Genomic DNA, 23,148 nt, shown 5'->3' on the forward strand with positions numbered 1-23,148 from the left:
CGGTGACGCAGCAAGGCGTGCAGGCTCTTCCCCCGTACGAGGTGGGGCGGCTGGCCGGTGCGGTCCTCGACGCGGTGAACAGCGTCGTGGTCGGCAAGCGGGAGGCCCTCGAGCTGGTGCTGGCCGGCATCCTGGCCGGCGGGCACGTCCTGCTGGAGGACCTGCCAGGCCTGGGCAAGACGCTGACCGCCCGGTCCTTCGCCCAGGCGCTCGGGCTCGACTTCCGCCGCCTGCAGTTCACCCCCGACCTGCTGCCGGCCGACGTCACCGGCTCGTTCCTCTACGACCAGCGCAAGGGTGACTTCGCGTTCCGGGCCGGCCCGGTCTTCACCAACATGCTGCTGGCCGACGAGATCAACCGGACGCCGCCGAAGACCCAGTCCGCCCTGCTCGAGGCGATGCAGGAGAAGCAGGTGTCGGTGGAAGGCGTGACCTATCGCCTGGACCCGCCGTTCCACGTGCTGGCCACCGCCAACCCGATCGAGTACGAGGGCACGTACCCGTTGCCCGAGGCCCAGCTCGACCGGTTCCTGCTCCGGGTGTCGTTCGGTTACCCGACCGCCGAGGAGGAGTGGGAGGTCATGCGCCGCCGGATGTCCCGGCGCCAGGAGGAGGCCCAGCTCGCCCCGGTGGTGGACTCGCGGACGCTCCAGGTGATGCAGGCGGCGCTGGAGTCGGTGACGGTCGAGGACTCGATCGGCCGGTACATCGTGTCGCTGGCCGCGGCCACCCGCGAGCACACCGCGGTGCTGGTCGGCTCGTCCCCGCGCGGCTCGCTCGCGCTGCTGCTGCTGGCTCGCGCCCGGGCGGCGATGTCCGGCCGGGACTACGTGGTGCCGGAGGACGTGAAGGACGTCGCGGTGCCGGCCCTGGCCCACCGGATCACGCTGCGCCCGGAGATGTGGCTGCGCCAGGTGAACCCGGCGTTCGTGGTGCAGGAGGTGCTCAGCGCGGTGCCGGCCCCGGCCAGCGGGGCGCTCCCCACGTACGCGCGGCATGACTGAACCGGTCGCTCCGAGCTGGGTGCCGACCCGGGCGCTCGGCCGCTCGGTGCTGCTCACCGGCCTGTTCCTGCTGCTCGGGGTGGCGCTCGGCCGGGTCGATCTGGTGCTGCTGGCCGCCCCGTTCGCGATCGGCGCGGCGCTGAACCTGCGCCGCATCCCGCAGTCGGTGCCCGAGGTGACCATCACGGCCGACGAGGCGTACCTGGTCGAGGGCGGCGCGGTGCAGGCCGGCCTGACCGTGGCCAACCCGGACGCGCTCGGCTACGACCTGGTCGTGGTCCGCACCAAGACGTCGCCGTGGCTGCGCCTGGAGCACGCCGACCGGCCGTTCGCGATCACCGTCCCGTCGGACGGCTGGGCCGCCATCGACCTGCCCGGCGAGGCGCTGCGCTGGGGCCGGCAGGACGTCGGCCCGGCGGCCGCCGCCGCGGCCGCCTGCGGCGGGCTGCTCTCCTGCCGCCCGGTGGTCACCCCGGCGCACGGCGTCCGGGTCTACCCGATCACCGAGCCGTTCAAGGCCACCGAGGCGATGCCGGCCGCGGCCGGCCTGGTCGGCGCGCACCGCTCGCGGCGGCTCGGCGAGGGCGGCGAGCTGGCCGGTGTCCGGCAGTTCGCGCCCGGCGACCGGCTGCGGCGCATCGACTGGCGGGTGTCGCTGCGCACCCGCGACCTGCACGTGGCGTCCACCCTCTCGGACCGGGACGCCGAGGTGCTGATCCTGCTCGATCTGCTCGGCGAGGTCGGCCTCTCCGGCGGCGTGGGTGGCACCTCGTCGGTGCTGGACACCACGGTCCGGGCCGCCGCCGCGATCAGCGAGCACTACCTGCACCGCGGTGACCGGGTCTCGCTGCTGGAGTACGGCGCCACCGCCCGCCGGTTGCGTGCCGCGTCCGGCCGCCGGCAGTACCTGACCGTCCTGGAGTGGCTGCTCGACGTGCACGCCGACCCGGTCGACGAGGAGTACGAGCCGGCCCTCGGCTCGCACCAGATCTCCACCTCCGCGCTGGTCGTGGTGCTCACCCCGCTGATCGACCCGCGGGCCGCCGACATGCTGGCCCAGCTCACCCAGGCGGGCCGGTTCGTGGTCGCGGTCGACACGCTGCCCCCCGACGCCGCCCCGCCGGTCCGCAACCAGTGGAGCCCGCTCGGCACCCGGCTCTGGCGGCTGGAACGGGAGAACGTGCTGGGCCGCCTGCGTGAGCACGGCGTGCCGGTGGTCTCCTGGGCCGGCGCCGGCAGCCTCGACCTGGTGTTGCGCGACGTGGCCCGGATGGCCGCCGCGCCGAGGGGGCGCTGACGTGCTGACCACGCTGTTCCGCCGGCTCAGCCGGATACCGACCATGGTGCGGCGGGCCACCGTGCTGCCGCTCCTGGTCCGCGGCGGCGTCGCGCTGTGTGCGCTGCTCGCCACCGCGGTGGCGTGGCCGACCGAGTTGCTGGCCAGCCAGTTCGTCGTGATCCTGCTGGTGATCGCGATCTGGCCGGCGGTCGCCCCGCGCGGCCGTGGCGCCACGTTCGCCGCGCTCGTGACGGTCGGCGGCTGGATCATCGACACCGCCGGGTACGACTCCCGGGTCGCCCTGTGGCGGGTGCTGAGCCTGGCCACCCTGCTTTATCTCGGTCACACGCTGACCGCCCTGGCCGCCGTCCTGCCGTACGACTCGGTCGTCAACCTCGACGTGCCCGGCCTCTGGCTGGGCCGCGCGCTGATCGTCGTGCTGATCTCGGCGGTGGTGACGGTGCTGGCTCTGGGGCTCACCGCGGACCTTGATGGAGAAGCGTTCCAATTGGCCACATTGGTGGGATTGGCTGCTGCGACGGGTGTGACGATTATTTTGGTTCGCCTTACCAGGCGGAGTTGAATTCCGGGGACTTTATGTGGCCTTCGACACTTGACTTTCAAGGTTGCGATGGTCACAGAACGACGCATGAACAGCCCGTCGCGCGCGAGAATAGGGGCGTGAATCCGCCGCGCATAGTCGTCGTAGGTGCAGGTCATGTCGGGCTGTACACGGCCCTACGCCTGTCCAAGAAGCTGAACCGGAACCACGCCGAGGTCGTTGTCATCGACCCCGTCCCGCACATGACCTATCAGCCGTTCCTGCCCGAGGCAGCGGCCGGTAGCATCTCGCCGCGCCACGCCGTTGTGCCGCTGCGTCGTGAGTTGAAGAAGTGCCGCATCGTTTCCGGTGAGGTCACCAAGGTCGAGCACGCCAGCAAGACCGTGACCATCCAGCCGATCGACGGACCCTCCTACGAGATGGCGTACGACCACATCATCGTCGCGCCCGGCTCGGTCTCACGGACCCTTCCCATCCCCGGCCTCAGCGAGATCGGTATCGGTCTCAAGACCATCGGTGAGGCCATCTACCTGCGTAACCACATCCTCGACCGGCTCGACGTCGCCGCCGTGACGCCGGACCCCGAGGTGCGCAAGGCCTCGCTGAACTTCGTCTTCGTCGGTGGTGGCTTCGCCGGCATCGAGGCGCTCGCCGAGATGCAGGACGTGGTCGCCGACGCGCTGAAGTACTACCCGGAGCTGGACCCGAAGGAGGTCCACTTCATCCTGGTCGAGGCGACCAACCGGATCCTCCCCGAGGTCGGTCCGGAGATGGGCGCCTACGCCGCCCGTCAGCTCGCCGCCCGCGGCATCGACCTGCGCCTCGACACCTTCCTCAACTCGTGTGTCGACGGCCAGATCGAGCTCTCCGACGGTGACTCGTTCCGCGCCGAGACCCTGGTCTGGACGGCCGGTGTCAAGCCGTCGCCGATGCTTCAGCACACCGACCTGCCGCTGGGCCCGCGCGGGCACGTCAACTGCCTGCCGACCCTGCAGGTCGCCACGCTGGAGGGCGAGGTGCTCGAGGGCGCCTGGTCGGCCGGTGACTGCGCGCAGGTCCCCGACCTGACCAACCCGGGTGGCTGGTGCTCGCCGAGCGCCCAGCACGCGGTCCGGCAGGCCAAGGTGCTCGCCGACAACATCGCTCAGGTGGTCCTCGGCGGCGCGCCGAAGGAGTACCGGCACAAGCACGTCGGCGGCGTCGCCGGCCTGGGCATCAACAAGGGTGTCGCGCACGTCTACGGCATCAAGGTCAAGGGCTACCCGGCGTGGCTGATGCACCGCTTCTACCACGTCAGCCGGATCCCGTCGTTCAACCGCAAGGTGCGGGTGCTCGCCGACTGGGTGCTGGCCTTCGTGCTCAAGCGGGAGACCGTGGCGCTCGGCCAGCTGCACGCGCCGCGTGAGGAGTTCCTGGAGGTGACCCCGCCGGTGGCGCCGAAGCCGAAGGCGGAGGAGAAGTCGCCCGACAAGGTCGGCTCGACCCGCTGACGGCAAGGCCGTTCCCACCGCCCGGGTGGCACCAGCTACGGTGTTCGCAGGCCCCGCCCGGGTGGTGGAATGGCAGACACGGCCGCCTTAAAAGCGGCTGCCCTCACAGGCGTGCGGGTTCGAGACCCGCCCCGGGCACGGATGAACGAAGCGGTCGCGACGGACGTCGCGGCCGTTTTGCTTTGTGGGCGTTTGTGCTCGCGCGGTTACCACCGTCTGTTCCCGGGCACCCATGACACCTGTCATTTTCAGCCTGCTCACAGCTTCCGAGAGCGGCACTGTCGGCGTACAGCGCTTACCCTGGAGCGACAGGCATTGTTGTGCCGAACCCTCAAGGGAGGCTGGACACAGTGAAGACTTCTAACCCGGTGCTCTCGCGCCTCGGCCAGGCGGCCGAGCGGGAGCGGACGGCCGGGTACGGGCCACACGGGCCGGCCGGGCACGCGGGTTACGGTCAGCCGGGTTACGGCCAGCCGGGCTACGGCGCGCCGGGCTACGGCCAGCCCGCTTACGGTCAGGCGTACCCGACTGCTGATGGTTACGCGGCCCCGCCCTCCGTGCAGCCGATGACCATCGACGACGTCGTGGTCAAGACGGTCACCCTGCTGGGCATCACCGGCACCTCCGCGATCGCCGCGTGGAACCTGATCCCGCTCGAGCTGACCGGTGTCGCCTGGATCGGCGCCGCGATGGTCGGCCTGGTGCTCGGCCTGATCATCTCGTTCATGCGGATCGCCAACCCGGCGCTCGTCATCGCCTACGCGGTGGTCGAGGGCGTCTTCGTCGGCATGGTCAGCAAGGCGTTCGAGAACATCTTCGGTTACGACGGCATCGTCCTGCAGGCGGTGGTCGCCACCTTCGGCGTCTTCTTCCTGATGGCGGCGCTCTACAAGGCCCGGGTCATCCGCGCCACGCCGAAATTCCAGCGCATCATGATCTCGGTGATGGCCGGTCTCTTCATGGTCATGCTGATCAATTTCGTGCTGGCGATCTTCGACGTCAACACCGGCCTGCGCGACAACGGCCCGCTGGGCTACATCTTCAGCCTGGTCTGCATCGTGGTCGCCTCGCTGAGCTTCATCCTGAACTTCAACGAGATCGAGGAGGGTGTCCGCGCCGGCCTCCCGCGTCGCTACTCGTGGACCGCGGCCTTCGGCATCCTGGTCGGCCTGGTCTGGCTCTACATCGAGATCCTGCGCCTGCTCAGCTATCTCCAGGGCGACGACTGACGGTTCGTCAGGAGTCACCACCTCGCAACGCCCGGCCCGACTCCCCGCGGTCCGGGCGTTGCCCCCGCTCCACCCGGCGCCCGGCCCGCCTCGCGGTCCGGGCGTCGCCCTTTTCTCATTCCTGTCCAGCCATCCCTTTTCGCCCCCGTTCTTCTTTTCCGGCAGTTCCGGAAGTCGCCGATCGCGCGTTTTTCCCTTCCGGATTCGCCGATGCTCAGACCGCTGTTCCCCGCGTGGCCGCTTTTCGGCAAAACGCTTTCCGGTACGACACGAAGTCCCGCCGATCGCCGCATTCCAAGGCCGTCGCCCGCCGTAACGAAACGGTCACCAGTGGGTGGAGTGCCGGATGAGGACGAAGTGACTTGTAGGCTCGGCGGGTGTCCGAATTCGCGACTTCAGTCGAGCGGCTGCTGACCCTGGTGCGGCACTGGGAGGAGAGCCGCTGGGCGGCCGGCGCCGGTGACGGGACCCGGGGCGACCTGGCCCACGCTCTGGTGCAGCGGCTGGCTGACCTGGGCGCCGAGGCGGAGGGGCGGGCACCGCGCCCGGTGCCGCGGGCGCACGACCTGGTGCTGCCCGACCAGCTGCGGGTCGTCGCCGACGATCTCATCACCGCCGAGCCCGCCGACGACCTGCTGGCCCGGGCCACCACCGCCGTCGACGAGGTCCGCCGGACACTCTGACCCCCCGGTACTCGGTTCCACGTCTCCCCGGAGGCGCCTCAGGGTGCCGCCCAGGAGGCGGTTCCGGAGCGCGAGGTCTGTCGGGCGAGCGAGCGGCGGCGCTGGGCGGTCTGCCGGGCGGCGGTTGCGGGATCTGGCGGGCGGCGGTCTGCGGGGCGGGATCTGGCGGGCGGCGGTCTGCCGAGCGGCGGTCTGCCGAGCGGCGGTCTGCCGAGCGGCGGTCTGGTGAGCGGTGGGCTGGGGGCGTGCCGGACCGGGCGTGGTGGGCTGAGAGCGCGGCGGGCTCAGGAGGTCAGGTCAGGGGGAGGCTGAGGCTGGTCAGGCCCTCGACCGGGTGGAAGCCGGCGGCGCGGTAGAGCGCCAGGGCGGCCAGGTTGTCCGGCTCGGTCTGGAGGGAGACGCGGAGGGCGCCGGTGGCGCGGGCCGCGGTGACGACGTCGTCCAGGAGGGCGCGGGCGGTGCCGCCACGTCGTTCGGCGGGGCTCACGAACAGGTCTCGCACGAACCAGAACGTGGCCAGCCGCAGGGACGCCGGCAGTACCGCGCTGGTGACGAACCCGGCGGCCCGGCCGGGGACACGCCCGAACGCCACCGCGGCCCGCAGCCGGCCCGAGCCCAGTTGCTCCGACAGCCAGGCGGCGGTCCCGGCCGGATCGGACATCTCGCCGTAGTGCACCCGGTACTCGTCGAAGAGCCGCGCCAACTCGCCGAACCCGGGATCGCCGGCAGCCACCCGCTTGATCGTCACGCTCACCGGCCCAGCCTCGCCGACGCGCTCGCGCCCGTCGACCCGGGACGGTGCTCCGGGCGTACCGAAAGAGAAACGGACGGGCCCGACGCCGCGGCGTCGGGCCCGGTGTGACAGCGGTCTGCCGGTGTGCCGGTCAGCTGAGGCGTTCGATGACGAGGGCCATGCCCTGGCCGCCGCCGACGCACATGGTCTCCAGGCCGATCGACTTGTCGTGCCAGTCGAGCGAGTTGATCAGGGTGCCGGTGATCCGGGCGCCGGTCATGCCGAACGGGTGGCCGACCGCGATCGCGCCGCCGTTCACGTTCAGCTTGTCCAGCGGGATGCCCAGGTCCTGGTAGGAGGGGATGACCTGGGCGGCGAACGCCTCGTTGATCTCGACCAGGTCGACGTCGTCGATGGTCATGCCGGCCCGTTTGAGCGCCTGCTTGGAGGCCTCGACCGGGCCGAGGCCCATGATCTCCGGGGAGAGCGCGGTGACGCCGGTCGAGACGATCCGGGCGAGCGGGGTGATGCCCAGCTCCCGCGCCTTGGTGTCGCTCATGATGACCAGCGCGGCGGCGCCGTCGTTGAGCGGGCAGCAGTTGCCGGCGGTGACCCGGCCGTCCTCCCGGAACACCGGCTTGAGCCCGGCGACCGCGTCCATCGTGACGCCGGCGCGGGGGCCGTCGTCCTTCGACACGACGGTGCCGTCGGGCAGCGTCACCGGGGTGATCTCGCGGGCCCAGAAGCCGTTGGCGATGGCCTTCTCCGCGAGGTTCTGACTGCGGACGCCGAACTCGTCCATCTCCTGGCGGGAGATGTTCTTGACCCGGGCGAGGTTCTCCGCGGTGTAGCCCATCCCGATGTAGATGTCCGGCAGCTGGCCGTCCTCGCGCGGATCGTGCCAGTCGGCGCCGGCCGCCGCGGTGGCCTTGGTGCGGGCCTGGGCCTCGGCGAACGCCGGGTTCTCCCAGCCGCCGCCGACGAGGGCCTGCGCGGCCGACGGGAGGCCGTCGGAGCTGCCCCGGGCGAACCGGGACACGGTCTCCACCCCGGCCGAGATGAAGATGTCGCCCTCGCCGGCCTTGATGGCGTGGAACGCCATCCGGGTGGTCTGGAGCGACGACGAGCAGTACCGCGTGATGGTGGCGCCCGGCAGGCCGTCCAGGCCCAGCTTGGTGGCGACCACGCGGCCCATGTTGAAGCCCTGCTCACCGCCGGGCAGACCACAACCGAGGTAGAGGTCCTCGATCAGGGTGCGGTCGAGCTGGGGCACCTTGTTCAGCGCGGCGTCGACGATGGTGGCGGTGAGGTCGTCGGGGCGCAGATCCTTGAGCGAGCCCTTGTGGGCGCGGCCGATCGGCGAGCGGGCAGTGGCGACGATGACAGCTTCCGGCATGGGCCCAGTTTACTTACCAGTAACATGGTCGGAAGTGTGGATTCGTCACACTCCTGTCATCGTCGCCTTGGCCACCGCCGGGAAAAGCGCGTGCGCCCAGACCCGATAACCGTCCGCCGAGGGGTGGAACCCGTCGTAGCAGAGCGTCCCCGCGTCGGCCCGGAACACCGCCCCGGTCTCCGCGCCCAGGTCGACCACCGAGCCACCGGCCTCGGTCACCGCCCTGGCCTGGGCCCGTGCCATCCGGCGGCCGAGCAGCCCGGCGAGCTGCCGCAGCGGCGGCGCCATCGAGCGCATGGCACCCAGGTCGGGACAGGTCCCGACGACCACCTGCACGCCCGCCGACCGCAGCCGCCGGACCGCCTGGCCGAGGTGGCCGGCCGCCTCCTCCGGGTCGCGCAGCGAAGTGGCGTCGTGTGAGCCGATCAGGATGACCGCCACGTCCGGCCGGGCGCCGAGCAGCGCCCGGGCCACCTGGGTGGCCAGGTCCATCGACCGGGAACCGGCCACGCCGACGCTGGAGAGCAGCACGTGCCGCGGGCCCGTCTCCGGGGTGCCGTCGGCGACCAGCCGGGCCAGCTGCCCGCCGACCGTGTCGGCCAGCCACTCCACACCGACCCCGACCGCGGCCGAGTCGCCGAGCAGCACCAGCCGCAGCGGCGGCGCGCCGGCCGGGCCCATCGACGTGCGCAGGGCCAGGCCCATCGTGGGTTTCGCATAGCGGCGGGCCTTGGCGGCCAGCATCTCCCCGGCGAGCAGGGCGGCGCCGCCCAGCGCACCGGCGAGCAGGCTCGTGGCCGCAGCCCTGGTCAATCGTTCCGGCAGCCCAGCCATGTCCCGCCTCCCTGCGTCAGCTCGATCTTCGTCTACCCTACGGCGCTCGGTGCACCCGGCTTCGAACCAGAGCCGAACCAGTGCCGTGACTCCCCGAACCACGGGTGCCGGCGCAACTGTGCCCAGCGAGCGCCGGCCCGGAGCGGACTGACCTCGGTGCCCGGCGCGCGGACCGCCTCGTCGGCCGCCTCCGGCAGGGTGCGCACCGCCTCGGCGACCGGCACGGCGGGCCGGTCGTCCTCGCCCAGGGCAGCCATCACCGTCGGCATCATGACGGCCGCTGCTCGTGCGTACCCCTCGGCGGACGGATGAAAACGGTCCGAGCCGAACATCCGGGCCGGATCCGCCTCGAACATCGGGCCGAGCAGGTTGCCGATCGACACCGTCCGGCCGCCGGCGCCGACCACGGCGACCGTCTGCGCGGCCGCGAGCTGCCGGCTCCAGCGCCGGGCCAGCCAGCGCAGCGGCGGCTTGATCGGCTGGATCGCGCCGATGTCCGGGCAGGTGCCGACGACCACCCGGCAGCCGGCCTCGCGCAGCCGGCGCACGGTGTCGCCGAGGTGGCGGACCGCGGACGCCCGGGCCGAGAAGTGCGTGACGTCGTTCCCGCCGATCAGGATGATGGCCAGGTCCGGCTGATATTCCAGGGCGGCGTCGACCTGCCAGGGCAGGCCCGACGAGACGCTGCCGACCACGGCCAGGCGGTGCAGGCGTACCGGGCGGTGCAGGCGGCGGGAGATGCCGGTGGCGAACAGCGCGCCCGGTGTCTCCCGGGGGCGGTGCACGCCGTACCCGGCGGCCGACGAGTCGCCCAGGATCACCAGGCTGAGTGGTTTGCCGGGCAGCTTGGCGCCGTACAGCCCGTCGCCGCGGGGCGGCGGGGCCTCGGCCAGCGGGATGATCCGGCGCGCGTCGGCGGCCTGCCGCAGCAGGAGCCCGGCGGAGAGGGCGGTGACGCCGGCGAGCGCCCCGGCGAGTGCGCCGGCGGCCTTGATCCGCTGCCGGGCGTCGCTGCTGATGAAAAAGCTGTTCACAGTCTCCCTCGCTGTCGTCCGAAGGGAACTAACCGGCGCGGCGTTCGCCCCCCGGGGTGGTGGGGAGCCGTCCGGCACGGCCTAGATCGGCACCTGGCGTCGGGATTCGAGGCTAACTCGCGATGGCGAGAGGCAATCATGGCGCATCCAAGTCATGCTGGAGTTGCGGAAAGGGGAACAGACATGGCCAAAACTCTGAAGCGTACGGCGGCGTTCACCGCCCTGGGCCGCGCCCTGATGGCCGGCACCCGGGGCGGACCGTCGCTGAGCAGGCGACTCGCGGCGATCCCGCGGATGCTCGTGGCCACCGCCAGGGGTGAGTACGACGGCGGCATGCGGCTGGCCATGATGGCCGTCGCCACGGCCTACGTGGTCTCCCCGATCGACGCGGTGCCGGAGATGTTCCTCTTCGTCTTCGGCCTGGTCGACGACGCGGTCGCGATCACCTGGCTGGCCGGCACGGTGCTCAGCGAGACGGAGCGGTTCCTGGAGTGGGAGCGGGTGACCAAGCACGTCGTCGTAGGCTGAAGCGTGCGCTATTACGACAACGTAGTCGAGATCATCGGCAACACCCCGCTGGTCCGATTGAACAGCGTGACCGAAGGCATCAGTGCCACCGTGCTGGCCAAGGTCGAGTACATGAATCCCGGCGGTTCGGTGAAAGACCGGATCGCCCTGCGAATGGTCGAGGACGCCGAGGCCGCGGGGCTGCTCAAGCCCGGCGGCACGATCGTCGAGCCGACCAGCGGAAACACCGGGGTCGGCCTGGCCCTGGTGGCGCAGCGACGGGGCTACAAGTGCGTCTTCGTCTGCCCGGACAAGGTCAGCGAGGACAAGCAGAACGTGCTGCGGGCGTACGGCGCCGAGGTCGTGGTCTGCCCGACCGCGGTGGCCCCGGAGGACCCGCGTTCCTACTACAACGTCTCGGCCCAGCTGACCCGGGACATCCCGGGCGCCTGGAAACCGGATCAGTACAGCAACCCGGCCAACCCACGGTCGCACTACGAGCAGACCGGCCCGGAGATCTGGGAGCAGACCGCCGGGAAGATCACCCACTTCGTGGCGGGGGTGGGCACCGGCGGCACGATCAGCGGCGTCGGGCGCTACCTCAAGGAGCAGGGCGACGTCCGGGTGATCGGGGCCGACCCGGAGGGCTCGGTGTACTCGGGCGGGACCGGCCGGCCCTACCTGGTGGAGGGCGTCGGCGAGGACTTCTGGCCGACCGCGTACGACCGGACGGTCACCGACCAGGTGATCGAGGTGAGCGACTCGGACTCGTTCGAGATGACCCGCCGGCTGGCCCGCGAGGAAGGGCTGCTGGTCGGCGGCTCGTGCGGGATGGCCGTGGTGGCGGCGCTCGAGGTGGCCCGCAAGGCCGGACCGGACGACGTGATCGTGGTGCTGCTGCCGGACGGTGGCCGTGGCTACCTTTCCAAGATCTTCAACGACAAGTGGATGGCCCGGTACGGGTTCCTGCGTACCCCCGGTGACGCGCCGACGGTGGCCGACGCGCTGGCCGCCAAGGGCGCGGAGATCCCGCCGCTGGTGCACGTGCACCCGACCGAGACGGTTCGCGACGCGATCGACTACATGCGGGAGTACGGGGTCAGCCAGCTCCCGGTGCTCAAGGCCGAGCCGCCGGTGGTGACCGGTGAGGTGGCCGGCTCGATCTCGGAGAAAGCGCTGCTCGACGCGCTCTTCACCGGGCAGGCACACCTGCACGACACGATCGAGCGGCACATGGGTGACCCGCTGCCGATGATCGGTGGGGGCGAGTCGGTGAGCGAGGCGGTGTCGCTGCTGGAGAAAGCGGACGCTGCGATGGTTCTGGTCGACGGCAAGCCGGCCGGGGTCCTCACCCGGCAGGATTTGCTGGCGCATTTGAGCTGAGCTGAGCTGGCTGGCTCCGCTTCGCTCCGCGGCAATTCGCCTTGTAACCGGTGAGATGGGCGCGACTTTTCCGGCACCGCACACCCCGCGGCGTCGGAAAAGCCGTGCCCATCTCACCGGCGGCGAATTGCGACCTGTCAGGTCTCTCCGTGGGCACAAGTAAAAGCGTCTGCTCACTCGTGGGGGAGTGAGGACGTCTGCCGAACCGGCGGCGAATGGTGCCTGGCGGGTCGGCTCCACGGTGGTGGGCTGTCAGGTCAGTTCGGTGGGGACGGTTAGGACGTCTACCAGGGCGTTGCGGCGGAGCAGGGTGATGGGCAGGTTGACGCCGATCGCCGGGCCCAGCATCAGGCGCTGCAAGGCCTGGACCGAAGCGATCGGGCGGCCACCGGCGGTGAGCAGGACGTCGCCCAGGTAGATGCCGGCCAGGCCGGCCGGGCTGCCCGGCACCACCTCGACCACCCGCAGACCCTGCTTCTGCCCGAGCCGGTCGGCCAGCTGCGGCGGCAGCGGGGTCGGCACCCCGGCCACCCCGAGCCAGGCGCGCCGGACCCGGCCGGTGGCGACCAGCTCGCCGATGATCGACCGGGTGGTGTTGTTGATCGGGACCGCGAGGCCGAGGCCGTACCCGGCGACCGCGGTGTTGACGCCGACCACCGTGCCGGTGGAGTCGGCCAGCGCGCCGCCCGAGTTGCCCGGGTTCAGCGCGGCGTCGGTCTGGATGACGTTGTCGATGATCCGGACCCGGCGGCCGTCCCGGGCCGGCAGCGAGCGGCCCAGCCCGGAGACCACCCCGGCGGTCACCGAACCGGCCAGGCCCATCGGATTGCCGACCGCCACCACGAGCTGACCGATCCGCAGCCGGTCGGCGTCGCCGAGCGGCGCGGCCGGGGCGGCCGGGTGGTGGACCCGGACCACCGCGAGGTCGGAGAGCGGGTCCGCGCCGACCACGTCGAAGGGCGTCTCGGTGCCCTCCGCGAAGGCCGCCGAGCCGGTGGCGGCGCCGGCCACCACGTGCGCGTTCGTCAGCAGGAAACCGTCGTCGGTGAAGGTGACCGCGGAGCCGGCGCCGCCGCGCGGGGAACGAATGGTGAGTGCCGCCACCGAGGGCAGGAGACGGCCGGCCACACCGGTGACGATGCGGCTGTAGGCATCGAGCGCCTCGGATTCTTCGGTGTCCATGTCCGGGTCAACACCCGGATCCGCGACGTCGATGCCGGTAGATCGTCCGCCGTCGGCGAACACGACAACGGGAGCACTGTGGACATCAGCGGTTACAGATAGTCGCCACAGTCGCACACACAGTCCGACCTGCGGAGGACCCGATGCGGTTGTATGTGTCGTGACGGAGCTATGAGCCACTCCCGGACGAAGGGGTAGGGGATGGTCGACGTCGACGAGGCGCCGCCTGCCGACATCGTGGACCGCCTGCTGTGGCAGGACGCGCAGCAGATGCTCGGCCGGCACCTGACGGCCGGACCGGACGGCAACTGTGTCTGGTGTGGATGGCGCTGGCCGTGCTCGGCCCGCCGCCTCGCGGAGCGGGCCGACGCCGTGTCCCGCCGGCCCTGGCGCGAGGCCTGGACCCTGCGGCACGACCGGAACAGTCTGCCGGCCACGATGACCGATCGCGGCCGCCCGGATCGCAACCACCATCATCGGAGGTACCTGGACTGAGACTTCGACGTTCGCCGACGAGCTTGACCGTCCCCCGGCAAGCCTTGGCTTCCCGGCCCGGCGAACGTCTCCCGGCGGTGACGCCGGGGCGCCCCGCCAGCGCTCCGGTATTCCCGCGCCCAAGCCCGCTCCGAGCCGGGCCGGGATCAGCACGCCTCCGCTGATCCCGCGCCTCCGGCCAGGCGCACCGGTTCGAGCGGGGCGGTTGGCGGGAGCGCGTGACTACAGGTTCCCCCGCATTCACTCGGTCGCGCGTTCCCGCCCAACCAGCGGTCCCGTTGCTTCAGCAACGGGACTCGCCATTTCCCGGCAAGAATTGCACGATCTTCTTTTACGCGCGTCCGCTGTGGTCCGGACCGCATGCTCCCGCGCGGGCCGGGCTCGGAGATCTGGCCGCTGGCGCGTCCAGGGCGATCTCCGAGCCCTTCATTGTCCGCGGGTGGTTCCGGAGATCAAACCCGCCTCCTCGCAGCTCTCCTTGCCCGAGCCACGCCTCTGTCCGCCGATGCGCGCGATTCCGGGCCGACTCTCACAGTGGGTGGGAATAGCGGAGCTGGGGGACCGGGACGTCGTTGACGGGCTCGGTGCGGGTGGCGCCGTCGGGGTGCCAGCCGCCGCGCTCATAGAAGCGGCGGGCCTGATGATTCTCGGTCAGAACCCAGAGGACCGCGCGGTCGCCGCCGAGGCTGGGCAACTCCTTCAGCGCGTGGATCATCAGGGCGCGCCCGACGCCGGTGCCGACGTGATCCGGGTCGACGTGGATGGCGTAGAGCTCGGCGGCGCCCGGAGTCTCGCTCGGTCCCAGATAAGTGAACCCGGCCAGCTCGCCGTCCACCTCGGCGAGCGTCATCCGGTGCGTCTCCCGCTCCCAGCGCCAGCGCTCGGCCCACCACTCGCCGAACGACTCCGCGCTCCGCGCCTCCAGGACCTCCCGGCTGATGAAGCCGGAGTAGGCGGCCACGCGGGACCGCTGGTGCAGGACACCGACCTGAACCGGATCCGCCTCGCCGGCGGGACGCAGCAGAACGCTCATGCGGACGAGACTAGTGCCGCGCCGCCCGGCGAAGCTGGTTGTCCACAACGGCGCTCTGTCCACAGGGCGTCCCGGGAATGTCAGCTTCCCCCGCCAGACTGTCCAGCGGGGGCAACCCCCAGGGAGGGCGGGCCTGTGCGTGGGGGGCGGGCCTGTGCCCTGGGGCGGGCCTGTGCGTGCGGGCGGGCCTGTGCGTTGGGGCGGACGTGGTCAGCGGCGGGCGGGGAAGGGGACGCGCAGGAGGTCCTCGGCGATCGTGATCGGGCCGTCGAACTCCTTGCGGGCCTCCTCCAGGAACCGGGACGAGTCCTGGTATCGCTGGGAGAAGTGGGTGAGCACCAGCTGGCGCACCCCGCACTCCCGGGCCACGGCCGCCGCCTGCCCGGCCGTCAGGTGACCCACCTGCGCCGCCATCCCGGCGTCCTCGGCCAGGAACGTCGACTCGATGACCAGCATGTCCACGCCCTGGGCCAGGGTGTAGACGTTGTCGCACAGGCCGGTGTCCATCACGAACGCCATGCTCTGGCCGGGGCGCACCGTGCTGACCTGCTCCAGGGTCACCGGGCCGGCGTGACCGGTGCGCTGCAACTCGCCGACGGCCGGCCCGCTGATCCCGTGCGCGCTCAGCAGCTCCGGGACCATCCGGCGCGAGTCCGGCTCGGTGAGGCGGTAGCCGTACGTCTCGATGGAATGCCGCAGCGGCAGGGCCGTGAGGCGCCCCGCGGACGTCTCCGCGACGAACGCCGCGCCCACCGGCGACGGCACGATGTCGGCGTTGTCCCAGTAGCTCGTGGCGTGCCGCAGCCGGTCGTAGAACTCCTGGCCACCGGCCGGGTAGTGCACCGACACCGGGTGCGGCACCCGGTCCAGCGAGATCCGCTGGAGGATGCCGGGCAGGCCGAGGCTGTGGTCGCCGTGGAAGTGCGTGACGCAGATCCGTTTGATCGGGGTGACCGGGAGGCCGGCCAGCAGCAGCTGGCGCTGGGTGCCCTCGCCTGGGTCGAAGAGGATCACCTCGTCGTCGAAGCGGAGCAGGTAGCCGTTGTGGTTGCGGTGCCGGGTCGGCACCTGGCTGGCCGTGCCCAGCACTATCAGCTCACGCATCGAGCGGCCCCCGGTCGGAAATGAAGCGACCCCCGGGGACTTCCACGATCACGAAGGATCGTGGTCCGGTCGGACAAGGCCGGATCCCCGGGGGTCGGGTGGCTGTCTGGTACTCGCCGGGCCGCTGCCACACGGTCTCGACGCATTCAAAACGAAGCTGTCAAGGACAGCGGCTAGCGGACAGCCACCTCACGAGTCCCGTTGCTATACAACTTCGGACCACCTCCCTTCACGTGTACGGCCACGTTAACCACCCGCCGCCGTCACCGCCAACGGTTTTGAATCACTAGAGCCGCGGGAATACGCGGGGCCCGTCCTCGGTCGTCTCGACCACCAGCGAGGCCGGGCCGACGATCAGCGGGTCGGGCTTGCCGACGACCTCCTCGTCCTTGCCGGTGTAGTCGAACCGGCACAGCACGTGCCGCATCGCCTCCAGGCGGGCGCGTTTCTTGTCGTTGCTCTTCACCACGGTCCACGGCGCGTCGGCGGTGTCGGTGTAGAAGAACATCGCCTCCTTGGCCTCGGTGTAGTCGTCCCACTTGTCCAGCGACTCGAGGTCCATCGGCGAGAGCTTCCACTGCCGGACCGGGTCGACCTGGCGGATCGCGAACCGGGTGTGCTGCTCCTTCTGGGTCACCGAGAACCAGAACTTGACCAGGTTGATGCCCGAGTTGACCAGCATCCTCTCCAGCTCCGGGGTCTGCCGGAGGAACTCCAGGTACTCCTTGCGGTCGCAGAAGCCCATCACCCGCTCGACGCCGGCCCGGTTGTACCAGGACCGGTCGAAGAGCACGATCTCACCGGCGGACGGCAGGTGCTTGATGTACCGCTGGTAGTACCACTGGGTGCTCTCCCGCTGGTTCGGCTTCTCCAGCGCGACCACGGACGCACCTCGCGGATTGAGGTGTTCCATGAAGCGCTTGATGGTGCCGCCCTTGCCGGCCGCGTCCCGCCCCTCGAAGAGGATGACCAGGCGCTCGCCGGTGTCCTTGCACCAGTTCTGCAGCTTCAGCAGCTCGATCTGGAGCAGTCGCTTGTGGTGGTCGTAGTGCAGGCGGGACAACCGTTCGTCGTACGGATAATCCTCCCGCCAGGTGTCGACCGGGGTCCCGTCCGCCTTCAGCAGTCGCGGGTCGTCGTCCTCGTCGTCCACCACCCGGTATCCGGTCAGCTCGGCGATCGGCCCCGCGTAGGGGTGGGTGATCGCCTCCTCGTACTGGGGCTCGACTTCAGTGCTCATGTTTCACGCCTTCACCAGCCAACGACGAACCTTTTTGCGCCGTGACGCCCGCACCAACGCGGGGACGGCGATGAGCGTCTCCTTACCCACAGCCTCCTGTCGACCGTAGAGGACGCCGAAGTGGAAACTGTCCGGCCCGATTTCACGCAGTGTTTCCCGGGCGATCGAGGAGTCCTGGTGGGCGCCCAGCCCGTCCTGCAACGCGGTCAGCGCCTTGACCAGCCGCTTGGCCCGCTTGCCGTGTTCCGGGGCGACCAGCTCCACGGCGTACCGGGCCTGCTTGTACTTCTTGCGCGCGGCGTGCACCTCCTCGTCGACGCCGTCGGCCAGCGCGGTGTCCAGCCGGTCGTCGGCCTTGGCGAGCACCTTGCGGGCCCGCGCCGCCGGGTTGCCGGTGTCCGGCAGCGGGGCGTCGACCAGCGCGTCGATCCGGTCCAGCAGGTCCAGGTAGCGGTCCGAGTCGAGGGCGGCGACCAGCTCCTCGCGGCCGTGGGCGACCCGGTGCTCCAGGGCCGCCCGGATCCGGTGCGCGGTGGCCCGGAACTCGGGGACGGACTCGTCGATGCCGGCCAGCAGCTTGCCCTCCAGCACCTGCGGGTCGCGGACCGCGCCGAGCGCTCCGGCCAGCCAGCGCAGCTCGTCGCCGAGCTCGGCGGTCTCCCGCTCGGGGAACCAGCGGCGGAAACTCTTCAGCGTGCTGCGCAGGCGGCGAGTGGCCACCCGCATCTTGTGCACGGCCTCCTCCTCGCCCTGCCGGGCCGCGGGATCGTGCTCGAGGATCGCGTCACGCTGCTCGCGGGCGTACCGGGAAACGGGGTTGATCTCGGTCTTCGGGTCCTGCCGGGTCGCGGAGAGCCGGCCGGCCAGCGCGCGGGCCACCTTGGACGGGCCCGCGGCGGGCGTGGCACCCGCTGCGAGCAGCACCTTCTCGACTGCGGCGAGGACCTTCTCGTCGCCGTCGACGAGCTCGACCTCGATCTCCTGCCAGGCGCTGTGGTCGTCGCCGGACTCGGCCCGGACCTGGTCCTGGGCGATCAGCGCGAGGGTGCGGCCGGCCTCGTCGCGCAGCGGGGTCTCCACGCGGTGGGTCCGCAGCCGGGCGACCGGCCCCAGGGGGTGACGCCGGACGTAGGTGCGGACCAGGGCGCGCAGCTCGTCGGGCACCTGCTCGCTCGCGCCGGACATCCGGTGCTCCTTGCGGCCGTTCCCGTCGGCCGGCGTCTTGAGATGCCAGCCCGCGTCGTGCCCGCCGGAGCGGCGGCGAAGAGTCCGGCGATTTTTCATCAACCGGAGGTCCTCGGTGTCGAAGTACGTGGCGTCGAGATCGTGGGTCTCGGCGCCGTCGACCCGCGCGATGCCGGCGGCACCGGTCAGGTCCGGAAGCTCGAAGGACTCGGGGACGTCGTACTTGCGTTCGGTCTCGGTCGCGGTCTCCACCCGATCAATGGTGCCCGCCAGAACGCCGTCGACACAGCGATGTCTCAGGTTGCCCTGGCATCGTGAAATTCTGCCTCGGCTCAGGTCGTTTTCGGGATCCGGCCGGGGCCGCGGCATGGTCAGGATCCCGGGAGACGAGACGAGGAGTCGCGGTCATGGAGAAGTCGGAACGTCGCCAGGTCTCGCTCGCCGGGCTGCGCCTGATCGGGGCCGGCGCGGCGCTCGGGCTGGCGCTCGCGGCCCCGGCCGGCCCGGTGCAGGCCGCGCCGCCGCGTGCGGACTCCGCCCCGGTGGCCGAGCACGACACCCCGAACCCGGACCGCTGATCCTTTTACCTCAGATCGGCGTCGATCCGCTCGTGTGCAGATACAGCGCGCGCGAATAGTTGGCCGACGCCGCGCCGTAATACATCGCGGCCAGCGACACGTAGAAATTGTTGTTGGTGATCGCGTTCTTCGCGGCTGTCGACGCCGACCAGCGGATCTCCGCGTCCGTGGTGCCGATGCCCCGGCGCTCGCAGCGCAGCCGGTTCATCTCCTTGCCGGTCTTCCACATGTTCAGCGCGTTCTCGGCCTCGCGCATCATCGCCCGAGCCTGCTCCAGCATGGCCTCGGCCTGCGCCCAGGCGTCGCGCTCGTCAGGATTGCGAAATCGCTCGTCGTGGTGAAATAGGCTCGCTGACATTGATCCACCTCCCGCTCGTCTCACTTTCGAGTGTGCGGGGGGAGGTCGGGACATGTCGATTTTTGTACCCCGACGGCGTGAACACTTCCGGTCAAACTCCGCCGCGCCGGGAAGCCCGGCGCGGCGTGGCAACGATCAGTTGCCGGTCTTGGCGACGCCGATCGGGCAGGAGAGGCCGTTCGGGCCGTGGTTGCAGTAACCGTTCGGGTTCTTGGTCGGGGCCAGGTACTGCTGGTGGTAGTCCTCGGCGTAGTAGTACTCGCCGAGCGGGCGGATCTCGGTGGTGATCTCGCCCAGGCCGGCCTTGGTGACCACCGGCTGGAACGCGGCCAGTGAGGCCCGCGCGGTCTCGGCCTGCGCCTCGGTGGTGGTGTAGATCGCCGAGCGGTACTGGGTGCCCACGTCGTTGCCCTGGCGCATGCCCTGGGTCGGGTCGTGGTTCTCCCAGAACGTCTTCAGCAGTTGCTCATAGCTGATCTTGGTGGGGTCGTGGACCACCTGCACCACCTCGGTGTGGCCGGTCGTGCCCGAGCACACCTCCTCGTAGGTCGGGTTGGCGGTGAAGCCGCCGGCGTACCCGGCCGAGGTGGAGTGGACGCCCGGCAGCCGCCAGAAGATCCGCTCGGCGCCCCAGAAACAGCCCATCCCGAAGACCGCGACCTCGTAGCCGGCCGGCCAGGGGCCCTCCAGCGGGGTGCCGAGGACCTCGTGCTTGTCGGCGACCGGCATGGAGATCAGCCGGCCCGGCAGGGCGGTCTCGGCGGTGGGCAGGTCAAGCTTCTTGTGCCGCAGGAACACGGTCACTCCCTTCGTCCGCTGTCTGTAACGCTGGGGCGGCGGTATTCCTTACCGATGTTCGCGGCGAACTCCGCGGCCTCCTCGTCATCGGCGTACTTGTGGCGCGGCCAGAAGAATCCCCGCAGGCCGTCGCCCTTGGTCCGGGGGACGACGTGGGTGTGCAGGTGCGGCACGGACTGGGAGACGATGTTGTTCATCGCCACGAAGGTGCCCTGCGCGCCGAGGGCGGCCGGCACCGCCGTCGCGATTTTCTGGACAAATCCGAAATAGTCCTCTAAGAGCGTCGACGGCAGGTCGGAAAGCTGGACGACGTGCGGGCGGGGCACGACCAGAACGTGGCCCTTGAAAACCGGCCGGGTGTCGAGAAAAGCCAGCCCGGCCTCCTCGTCGGCGACCTTGAATGCCGGGACATCGCCCGCCACGATTCCACAGAACACGCAGTCGGCCACAGAGTGAGACTAGCCTTGCGCTACATGACAACCGATCAGTACGGGTTCGACACCCTCGCCATCCACGCGGGCCAGGACCCGGACCCCCGCACCGGCGCGGTGGTTCCGCCGATCTACCAGACGAGCACCTACGCACAGGACGGGGTCGGCGCCCCGCGGCTGGGCTACGAATACAGCCGGTCCGGCAACCCGACCCGGGACGCCCTCCAGGAGTGCCTCGCCGCGATCGAGGGCGGCCGGCGCGGTCTGGCCTTCGCCAGCGGCCTGGCGGCCGAGGACACCCTGCTGCGGACCGTCTGCCGGCCCGGTGACCACGTCGTCATCCCGAACGACGCGTACGGCGGCACGTACCGCCTCTTCGCGAAGGTCGCCGAGTGCTGGGGCCTGGACTGGACCGCCGCCCCGCTGGACGACCTGGACGGGATGCGGGCCGCGTTCCGCCCCGGCCACACCCGGATGATCTGGGCCGAGACGCCGACCAACCCGCTGCTGAACATCGCCGACATCCCGGCACTGGCGGCGCTCGCTCACGAGTACGACGCGCTGCTCGCGGTGGACAACACGTTCGCCTCGCCGTACCTTCAGCAGCCGCTCGCCCTGGGCGCCGACGTGGTGATCCACTCCACCACGAAGTATCTGGGCGGCCACTCCGACGTGGTGGGCGGCGCGCTGGTCGTGTCGGACACCGGGCTCGGCGACGAGCTGGCGTTCCACCAGAACGCGATGGGCGCGGTGAACGGTCCGTTCGACGCGTGGCTGACCCTGCGCGGGATCAAAACCCTTGGCGTACGGATGGACCGGCACTGTGACAACGCCGAGCGGATCGCCGCGTACCTGAGCGAGCACAAGAAGGTCGCCAGCGTGCTCTACCCGGGGCTGGACAGCCACCCCGGGCACGAGACGGCGGCCAAGCAGATGAGCCGGTTCGGCGGGATGGTCTCGTTCCGCGTGTCCGGCGGCCGGGACCAGGCCGTGGAGATCTGCAACCGGGCGAAGCTGTTCGTGCTCGCCGAGTCGCTGGGCGGTGTCGAGTCGCTGATCGAGCACCCGGGGCAGATGACACATCTGTCGGCTGCGGGCTCAGCGCTTGAAGTTCCCGCCGATCTCGTGCGACTGTCTGTCGGCATCGAAACCGTTGACGATCTGCTCGCCGACCTGGAGCAGGCGCTCGGCTAGGCATCGGAACCGCGGGAGATTCGGTCATGGACACGACGACCTGGGTGGGCGCCACCGCGAAGCAGATCGCCCGGGCGGTGCGGCGCGGGGATACCAACGCCACCCAGGTCGTGGCCGATCACCTGGAGCAGATCGCGATCTCCGACCCGGCCCTCGGCGCGTTCCGGGTGGTCCGCGGCGGTGAGGCGATCACCGAGGCGGAGAAGGTCGACGAGCAGGAGGACCTGGCCAACCTGCCGCTGGCCGGGGTGCCGGTGGCGGTCAAGGAGAACACCGCGGTGGCCGGCCTGCCGACCTGGCACGGCTCGGCCGGGGCCCGCACCCGCGAGGTGGCCGAGGAGGACCACGAGGTGGTCCGCCGGCTGCGCGGGGCGGGCGCCGTGGTCGTCGGCGTCACCAAGATGCCCGAGATGGGCCTCTGGGCGGTCACCGACGACGAGAACGGGCCCACCCGCAACCCCTGGGACCTGGAGCGCACGCCCGGTGGCTCGTCCGGCGGCTCGGCCGCCGCGGTGGCCGCCGGGCTGGTCCCGATGGCACAGGGCAACGACGGGCTGGGCTCGATCCGGATCCCGGCGGCCTGCTGCGGGCTGGTCGGGCTCAAGCCGGGGCGCGGCGTGGTGCCGGTCGACTTCGGCGACAAGGACTGGTTCGGCCTGGTGGAGAACGGCGTGCTGACCACCACGGTGGCGGACGCCGCGCTCGGCTTCAGCGTGCTGGCCGGGACCGCTCCGGCCAAGCTGGTCGAGCCGGCGAAACTGCGGGTCGGGGTGTCGCTGCGCTCGCCGATCTCCGGGGTCAAGCCGGACGAGCCGAACGTCTCGGCGGTCAGCAAGGCGTCGAAGCTGCTGGTGGACGCCGGGCACGACACGGTGCACGCGGACCCGAGGTACCCGACCGGGGTGCAACTGGGTGTGCTGGCCACGTGGTTCGCGGGGGCGTACAAGAACTCCGAAGGTCTTGATCTTCGGGGTCTGCAACCGCGCACCCGGCGGCACATCGGGCTGGGCCGGGCCGTGACCCGGGCCGGGCTGGTCCGCGAGTCGCAGCGGGCGGCGTGGCGGGAGCGGTCGATCCGGTTCTTCGCCGACCGCAACCTGGACCTGCTGCTCACCCCGGCGCTGGCCGCCAGCCCACCACCCGCGTTGCAGTACTCGTCGATCGCGTGGTCCACGAACATGCAGGCCAACGCCCGGTACGCGCCCTACTGCGCGCCGTGGAACTTCGCCGGGCTGCCGGCCATCGTGGTGCCGGTCGGGTTCCGGCCCGACGGGCTGCCGCTCGCCGTGCAGCTGGTCGGCCCGCCGGACTCGGAGCTGCTGCTGCTCTCGGTGGCCGGGCAGTTCGAGGTGCAGAATCCCTGGCAGCGGCACGCCCTCGTGTGAGCGATTCTGGGCGGGTGGCACGATTGGTCCC

Annotated in this window: 24 protein-coding genes and 1 tRNA gene; 13 read left to right on the forward strand and 12 right to left on the reverse strand. The window is 70.9% G+C overall.

The genetic code is table 11. The annotated features are described in order from the left end of the window. Window positions 1–2 precede the first annotated feature (2 nt). From Aiant_RS25300 to Aiant_RS25330, 7 genes are all read left to right on the forward strand, one after another. Window positions 3–1,004 carry an AAA family ATPase gene (locus Aiant_RS25300; protein ID WP_189329322.1) on the forward strand — a complete coding sequence of 334 codons (1,002 nt, stop codon included), beginning with the start codon at window positions 3–5 and terminating at the stop codon, window positions 1,002–1,004. Further along, a complete protein-coding gene (locus tag Aiant_RS25305) occupies window positions 997–2,301 on the forward strand; it encodes a DUF58 domain-containing protein (protein WP_189329323.1) in 1,305 nt (434 codons plus the stop codon). Before Aiant_RS25300 ends, Aiant_RS25305 begins: the two co-directional genes overlap by 8 nt. A gap of 1 nt (window position 2,302) precedes the next feature. Then, entirely contained in the window at window positions 2,303–2,866 is a 564-nt protein-coding gene (locus Aiant_RS25310; RefSeq protein WP_189329324.1) for a hypothetical protein, read from the forward strand. Between the two features lie 98 nt (window positions 2,867–2,964). After that, the gene (locus tag Aiant_RS25315; protein ID WP_189329325.1) at window positions 2,965–4,335 is read left to right on the forward strand and encodes an NAD(P)/FAD-dependent oxidoreductase; all 1,371 of its coding nucleotides are present in this window, start codon (window positions 2,965–2,967) and stop codon (window positions 4,333–4,335) included. 55 nt (window positions 4,336–4,390) lie between these two features. Beyond that, window positions 4,391–4,473 (forward strand) — tRNA-Leu (locus Aiant_RS25320). A 212-nt stretch (window positions 4,474–4,685) separates the two neighbouring features. Next, complete coding sequence (locus Aiant_RS25325) at window positions 4,686–5,564, forward strand: Bax inhibitor-1/YccA family protein (RefSeq protein ID WP_189329326.1); 879 nt, start codon at window positions 4,686–4,688, stop codon at window positions 5,562–5,564. 377 nt (window positions 5,565–5,941) lie between these two features. Beyond that, on the forward strand, window positions 5,942–6,247 hold the full coding sequence (locus Aiant_RS25330) for a hypothetical protein (RefSeq protein ID WP_189329327.1): 306 nt from the start codon (window positions 5,942–5,944) through the stop codon (window positions 6,245–6,247). Window positions 6,248–6,539: 292 nt separating this feature from the next. Here Aiant_RS25330 and Aiant_RS25335 read toward each other — a convergent pair whose 3' ends face one another. The 4 genes from Aiant_RS25335 to Aiant_RS25350 form a co-directional block, all read right to left on the reverse strand. Continuing rightward, a complete protein-coding gene (locus tag Aiant_RS25335) occupies window positions 6,540–7,001 on the reverse strand; it encodes a GNAT family N-acetyltransferase (RefSeq protein WP_189329328.1) in 462 nt (153 codons plus the stop codon). A gap of 130 nt (window positions 7,002–7,131) precedes the next feature. Continuing rightward, on the reverse strand, window positions 7,132–8,376 hold the full coding sequence (locus tag Aiant_RS25340; RefSeq protein WP_189329329.1) for an acetyl-CoA C-acetyltransferase: 1,245 nt from the start codon (window positions 8,374–8,376) through the stop codon (window positions 7,132–7,134). Between the two features lie 45 nt (window positions 8,377–8,421). Next, window positions 8,422–9,210 carry an SGNH/GDSL hydrolase family protein gene (locus Aiant_RS25345; RefSeq protein WP_189329330.1) on the reverse strand — a complete coding sequence of 263 codons (789 nt, stop codon included), beginning with the start codon at window positions 9,208–9,210 and terminating at the stop codon, window positions 8,422–8,424. A 32-nt stretch (window positions 9,211–9,242) separates the two neighbouring features. Further along, window positions 9,243–10,244, reverse strand: coding sequence for an SGNH/GDSL hydrolase family protein (locus Aiant_RS25350; protein ID WP_189329331.1), 1,002 nt, complete (start codon window positions 10,242–10,244; stop codon window positions 9,243–9,245). Between the two features lie 183 nt (window positions 10,245–10,427). Between Aiant_RS25350 and Aiant_RS25355 the strand changes: the two genes are divergently transcribed. Beyond that, window positions 10,428–10,772: a YkvA family protein gene (locus Aiant_RS25355; RefSeq protein WP_189329332.1), complete on the forward strand. Its 345-nt coding sequence runs from the start codon at window positions 10,428–10,430 to the stop codon at window positions 10,770–10,772. 3 nt (window positions 10,773–10,775) lie between these two features. Then, a complete protein-coding gene (locus Aiant_RS25360; protein WP_189329333.1) occupies window positions 10,776–12,134 on the forward strand; it encodes a cystathionine beta-synthase in 1,359 nt (452 codons plus the stop codon). Between the two features lie 252 nt (window positions 12,135–12,386). Here the strand turns inward: Aiant_RS25360 and Aiant_RS25365 are convergent, their stop codons facing one another. Further along, entirely contained in the window at window positions 12,387–13,316 is a 930-nt protein-coding gene (locus Aiant_RS25365) for a S1C family serine protease (RefSeq protein WP_189329334.1), read from the reverse strand. A 201-nt stretch (window positions 13,317–13,517) separates the two neighbouring features. Here Aiant_RS25365 and Aiant_RS25370 point away from each other — a divergent pair, with 201 nt between their 5' ends. Next, entirely contained in the window at window positions 13,518–13,811 is a 294-nt protein-coding gene (locus Aiant_RS25370) for a hypothetical protein (RefSeq protein WP_189329335.1), read from the forward strand. 529 nt (window positions 13,812–14,340) lie between these two features. Here Aiant_RS25370 and Aiant_RS25375 read toward each other — a convergent pair. The 4 genes from Aiant_RS25375 to Aiant_RS25390 all read right to left on the reverse strand — a co-directional run bounded on the left by Aiant_RS25375 (window position 14,341) and on the right by Aiant_RS25390 (window position 18,625). Continuing rightward, window positions 14,341–14,844, reverse strand: a complete 504-nt coding sequence (locus Aiant_RS25375) for a GNAT family N-acetyltransferase (RefSeq protein WP_189329336.1) — start codon at window positions 14,842–14,844, stop codon at window positions 14,341–14,343. A 210-nt stretch (window positions 14,845–15,054) separates the two neighbouring features. Next, the gene (locus Aiant_RS25380) at window positions 15,055–15,948 is read right to left on the reverse strand and encodes a ribonuclease Z (protein ID WP_189329337.1); all 894 of its coding nucleotides are present in this window, start codon (window positions 15,946–15,948) and stop codon (window positions 15,055–15,057) included. A 286-nt stretch (window positions 15,949–16,234) separates the two neighbouring features. After that, on the reverse strand, window positions 16,235–17,188 hold the full coding sequence (ppk2, locus tag Aiant_RS25385) for a polyphosphate kinase 2 (RefSeq protein ID WP_189329338.1): 954 nt from the start codon (window positions 17,186–17,188) through the stop codon (window positions 16,235–16,237). A 3-nt stretch (window positions 17,189–17,191) separates the two neighbouring features. Next, a complete protein-coding gene (locus Aiant_RS25390; RefSeq protein ID WP_189329339.1) occupies window positions 17,192–18,625 on the reverse strand; it encodes a CYTH and CHAD domain-containing protein in 1,434 nt (477 codons plus the stop codon). Window positions 18,626–18,780: 155 nt separating this feature from the next. Between Aiant_RS25390 and Aiant_RS25395 the strand changes: the two genes are divergently transcribed. Next, complete coding sequence (locus Aiant_RS25395; protein ID WP_189329340.1) at window positions 18,781–18,951, forward strand: hypothetical protein; 171 nt, start codon at window positions 18,781–18,783, stop codon at window positions 18,949–18,951. A gap of 10 nt (window positions 18,952–18,961) precedes the next feature. Here the strand turns inward: Aiant_RS25395 and Aiant_RS25400 are convergent, their stop codons facing one another. From Aiant_RS25400 to Aiant_RS25410, 3 genes are all read right to left on the reverse strand, one after another. After that, entirely contained in the window at window positions 18,962–19,309 is a 348-nt protein-coding gene (locus Aiant_RS25400; protein WP_189329341.1) for a hypothetical protein, read from the reverse strand. 135 nt (window positions 19,310–19,444) lie between these two features. Further along, the gene (msrA, locus tag Aiant_RS25405; protein ID WP_189329342.1) at window positions 19,445–20,107 is read right to left on the reverse strand and encodes a peptide-methionine (S)-S-oxide reductase MsrA; all 663 of its coding nucleotides are present in this window, start codon (window positions 20,105–20,107) and stop codon (window positions 19,445–19,447) included. A 2-nt stretch (window positions 20,108–20,109) separates the two neighbouring features. Next, window positions 20,110–20,556, reverse strand: a complete 447-nt coding sequence (locus Aiant_RS25410) for an HIT family protein (protein ID WP_189329343.1) — start codon at window positions 20,554–20,556, stop codon at window positions 20,110–20,112. A gap of 24 nt (window positions 20,557–20,580) precedes the next feature. Here Aiant_RS25410 and Aiant_RS25415 point away from each other — a divergent pair, with 24 nt between their 5' ends. Continuing rightward, window positions 20,581–21,732 carry a cystathionine gamma-synthase gene (locus Aiant_RS25415; protein ID WP_189329344.1) on the forward strand — a complete coding sequence of 384 codons (1,152 nt, stop codon included), beginning with the start codon at window positions 20,581–20,583 and terminating at the stop codon, window positions 21,730–21,732. Window positions 21,733–21,758: 26 nt separating this feature from the next. Next, a complete protein-coding gene (locus Aiant_RS25420) occupies window positions 21,759–23,117 on the forward strand; it encodes an amidase (protein ID WP_189329345.1) in 1,359 nt (452 codons plus the stop codon). The last annotated feature ends 31 nt before the right edge of the window (window positions 23,118–23,148 follow it).

Source organism: Actinoplanes ianthinogenes (genome assembly GCF_018324205.1).
Taxonomy (GTDB): Bacteria; Actinomycetota; Actinomycetes; order Mycobacteriales; family Micromonosporaceae; genus Actinoplanes; species Actinoplanes ianthinogenes.

Excerpts from the sequence above, each read along its gene's own strand:
- Aiant_RS25305 (WP_189329323.1), top strand. The coding sequence starts at position 997 with ATGACTGAACCGGTCGCTCCGAGCTGGGTGCCGACCCGGGCGCTCGGC.
- Aiant_RS25340 (WP_189329329.1), bottom strand. The coding sequence starts at position 8,376 with ATGCCGGAAGCTGTCATCGTCGCCACTGCCCGCTCGCCGATCGGCCGC.
- Aiant_RS25345 (WP_189329330.1), bottom strand. The coding sequence starts at position 9,210 with ATGGCTGGGCTGCCGGAACGATTGACCAGGGCTGCGGCCACGAGCCTG.
- Aiant_RS25355 (WP_189329332.1), top strand. The coding sequence starts at position 10,428 with ATGGCCAAAACTCTGAAGCGTACGGCGGCGTTCACCGCCCTGGGCCGC.
- Aiant_RS25365 (WP_189329334.1), bottom strand. The coding sequence starts at position 13,316 with ATGGACACCGAAGAATCCGAGGCGCTCGATGCCTACAGCCGCATCGTC.
- Aiant_RS25370 (WP_189329335.1), top strand. The coding sequence starts at position 13,518 with ATGGTCGACGTCGACGAGGCGCCGCCTGCCGACATCGTGGACCGCCTG.
- Aiant_RS25375 (WP_189329336.1), bottom strand. The coding sequence starts at position 14,844 with ATGAGCGTTCTGCTGCGTCCCGCCGGCGAGGCGGATCCGGTTCAGGTC.
- Aiant_RS25380 (WP_189329337.1), bottom strand. The coding sequence starts at position 15,948 with ATGCGTGAGCTGATAGTGCTGGGCACGGCCAGCCAGGTGCCGACCCGG.
- ppk2 (WP_189329338.1), bottom strand. The coding sequence starts at position 17,188 with ATGAGCACTGAAGTCGAGCCCCAGTACGAGGAGGCGATCACCCACCCC.
- Aiant_RS25395 (WP_189329340.1), top strand. The coding sequence starts at position 18,781 with ATGGAGAAGTCGGAACGTCGCCAGGTCTCGCTCGCCGGGCTGCGCCTG.
- Aiant_RS25400 (WP_189329341.1), bottom strand. The coding sequence starts at position 19,309 with ATGTCAGCGAGCCTATTTCACCACGACGAGCGATTTCGCAATCCTGAC.
- Aiant_RS25415 (WP_189329344.1), top strand. The coding sequence starts at position 20,581 with ATGACAACCGATCAGTACGGGTTCGACACCCTCGCCATCCACGCGGGC.
- Aiant_RS25420 (WP_189329345.1), top strand. The coding sequence starts at position 21,759 with ATGGACACGACGACCTGGGTGGGCGCCACCGCGAAGCAGATCGCCCGG.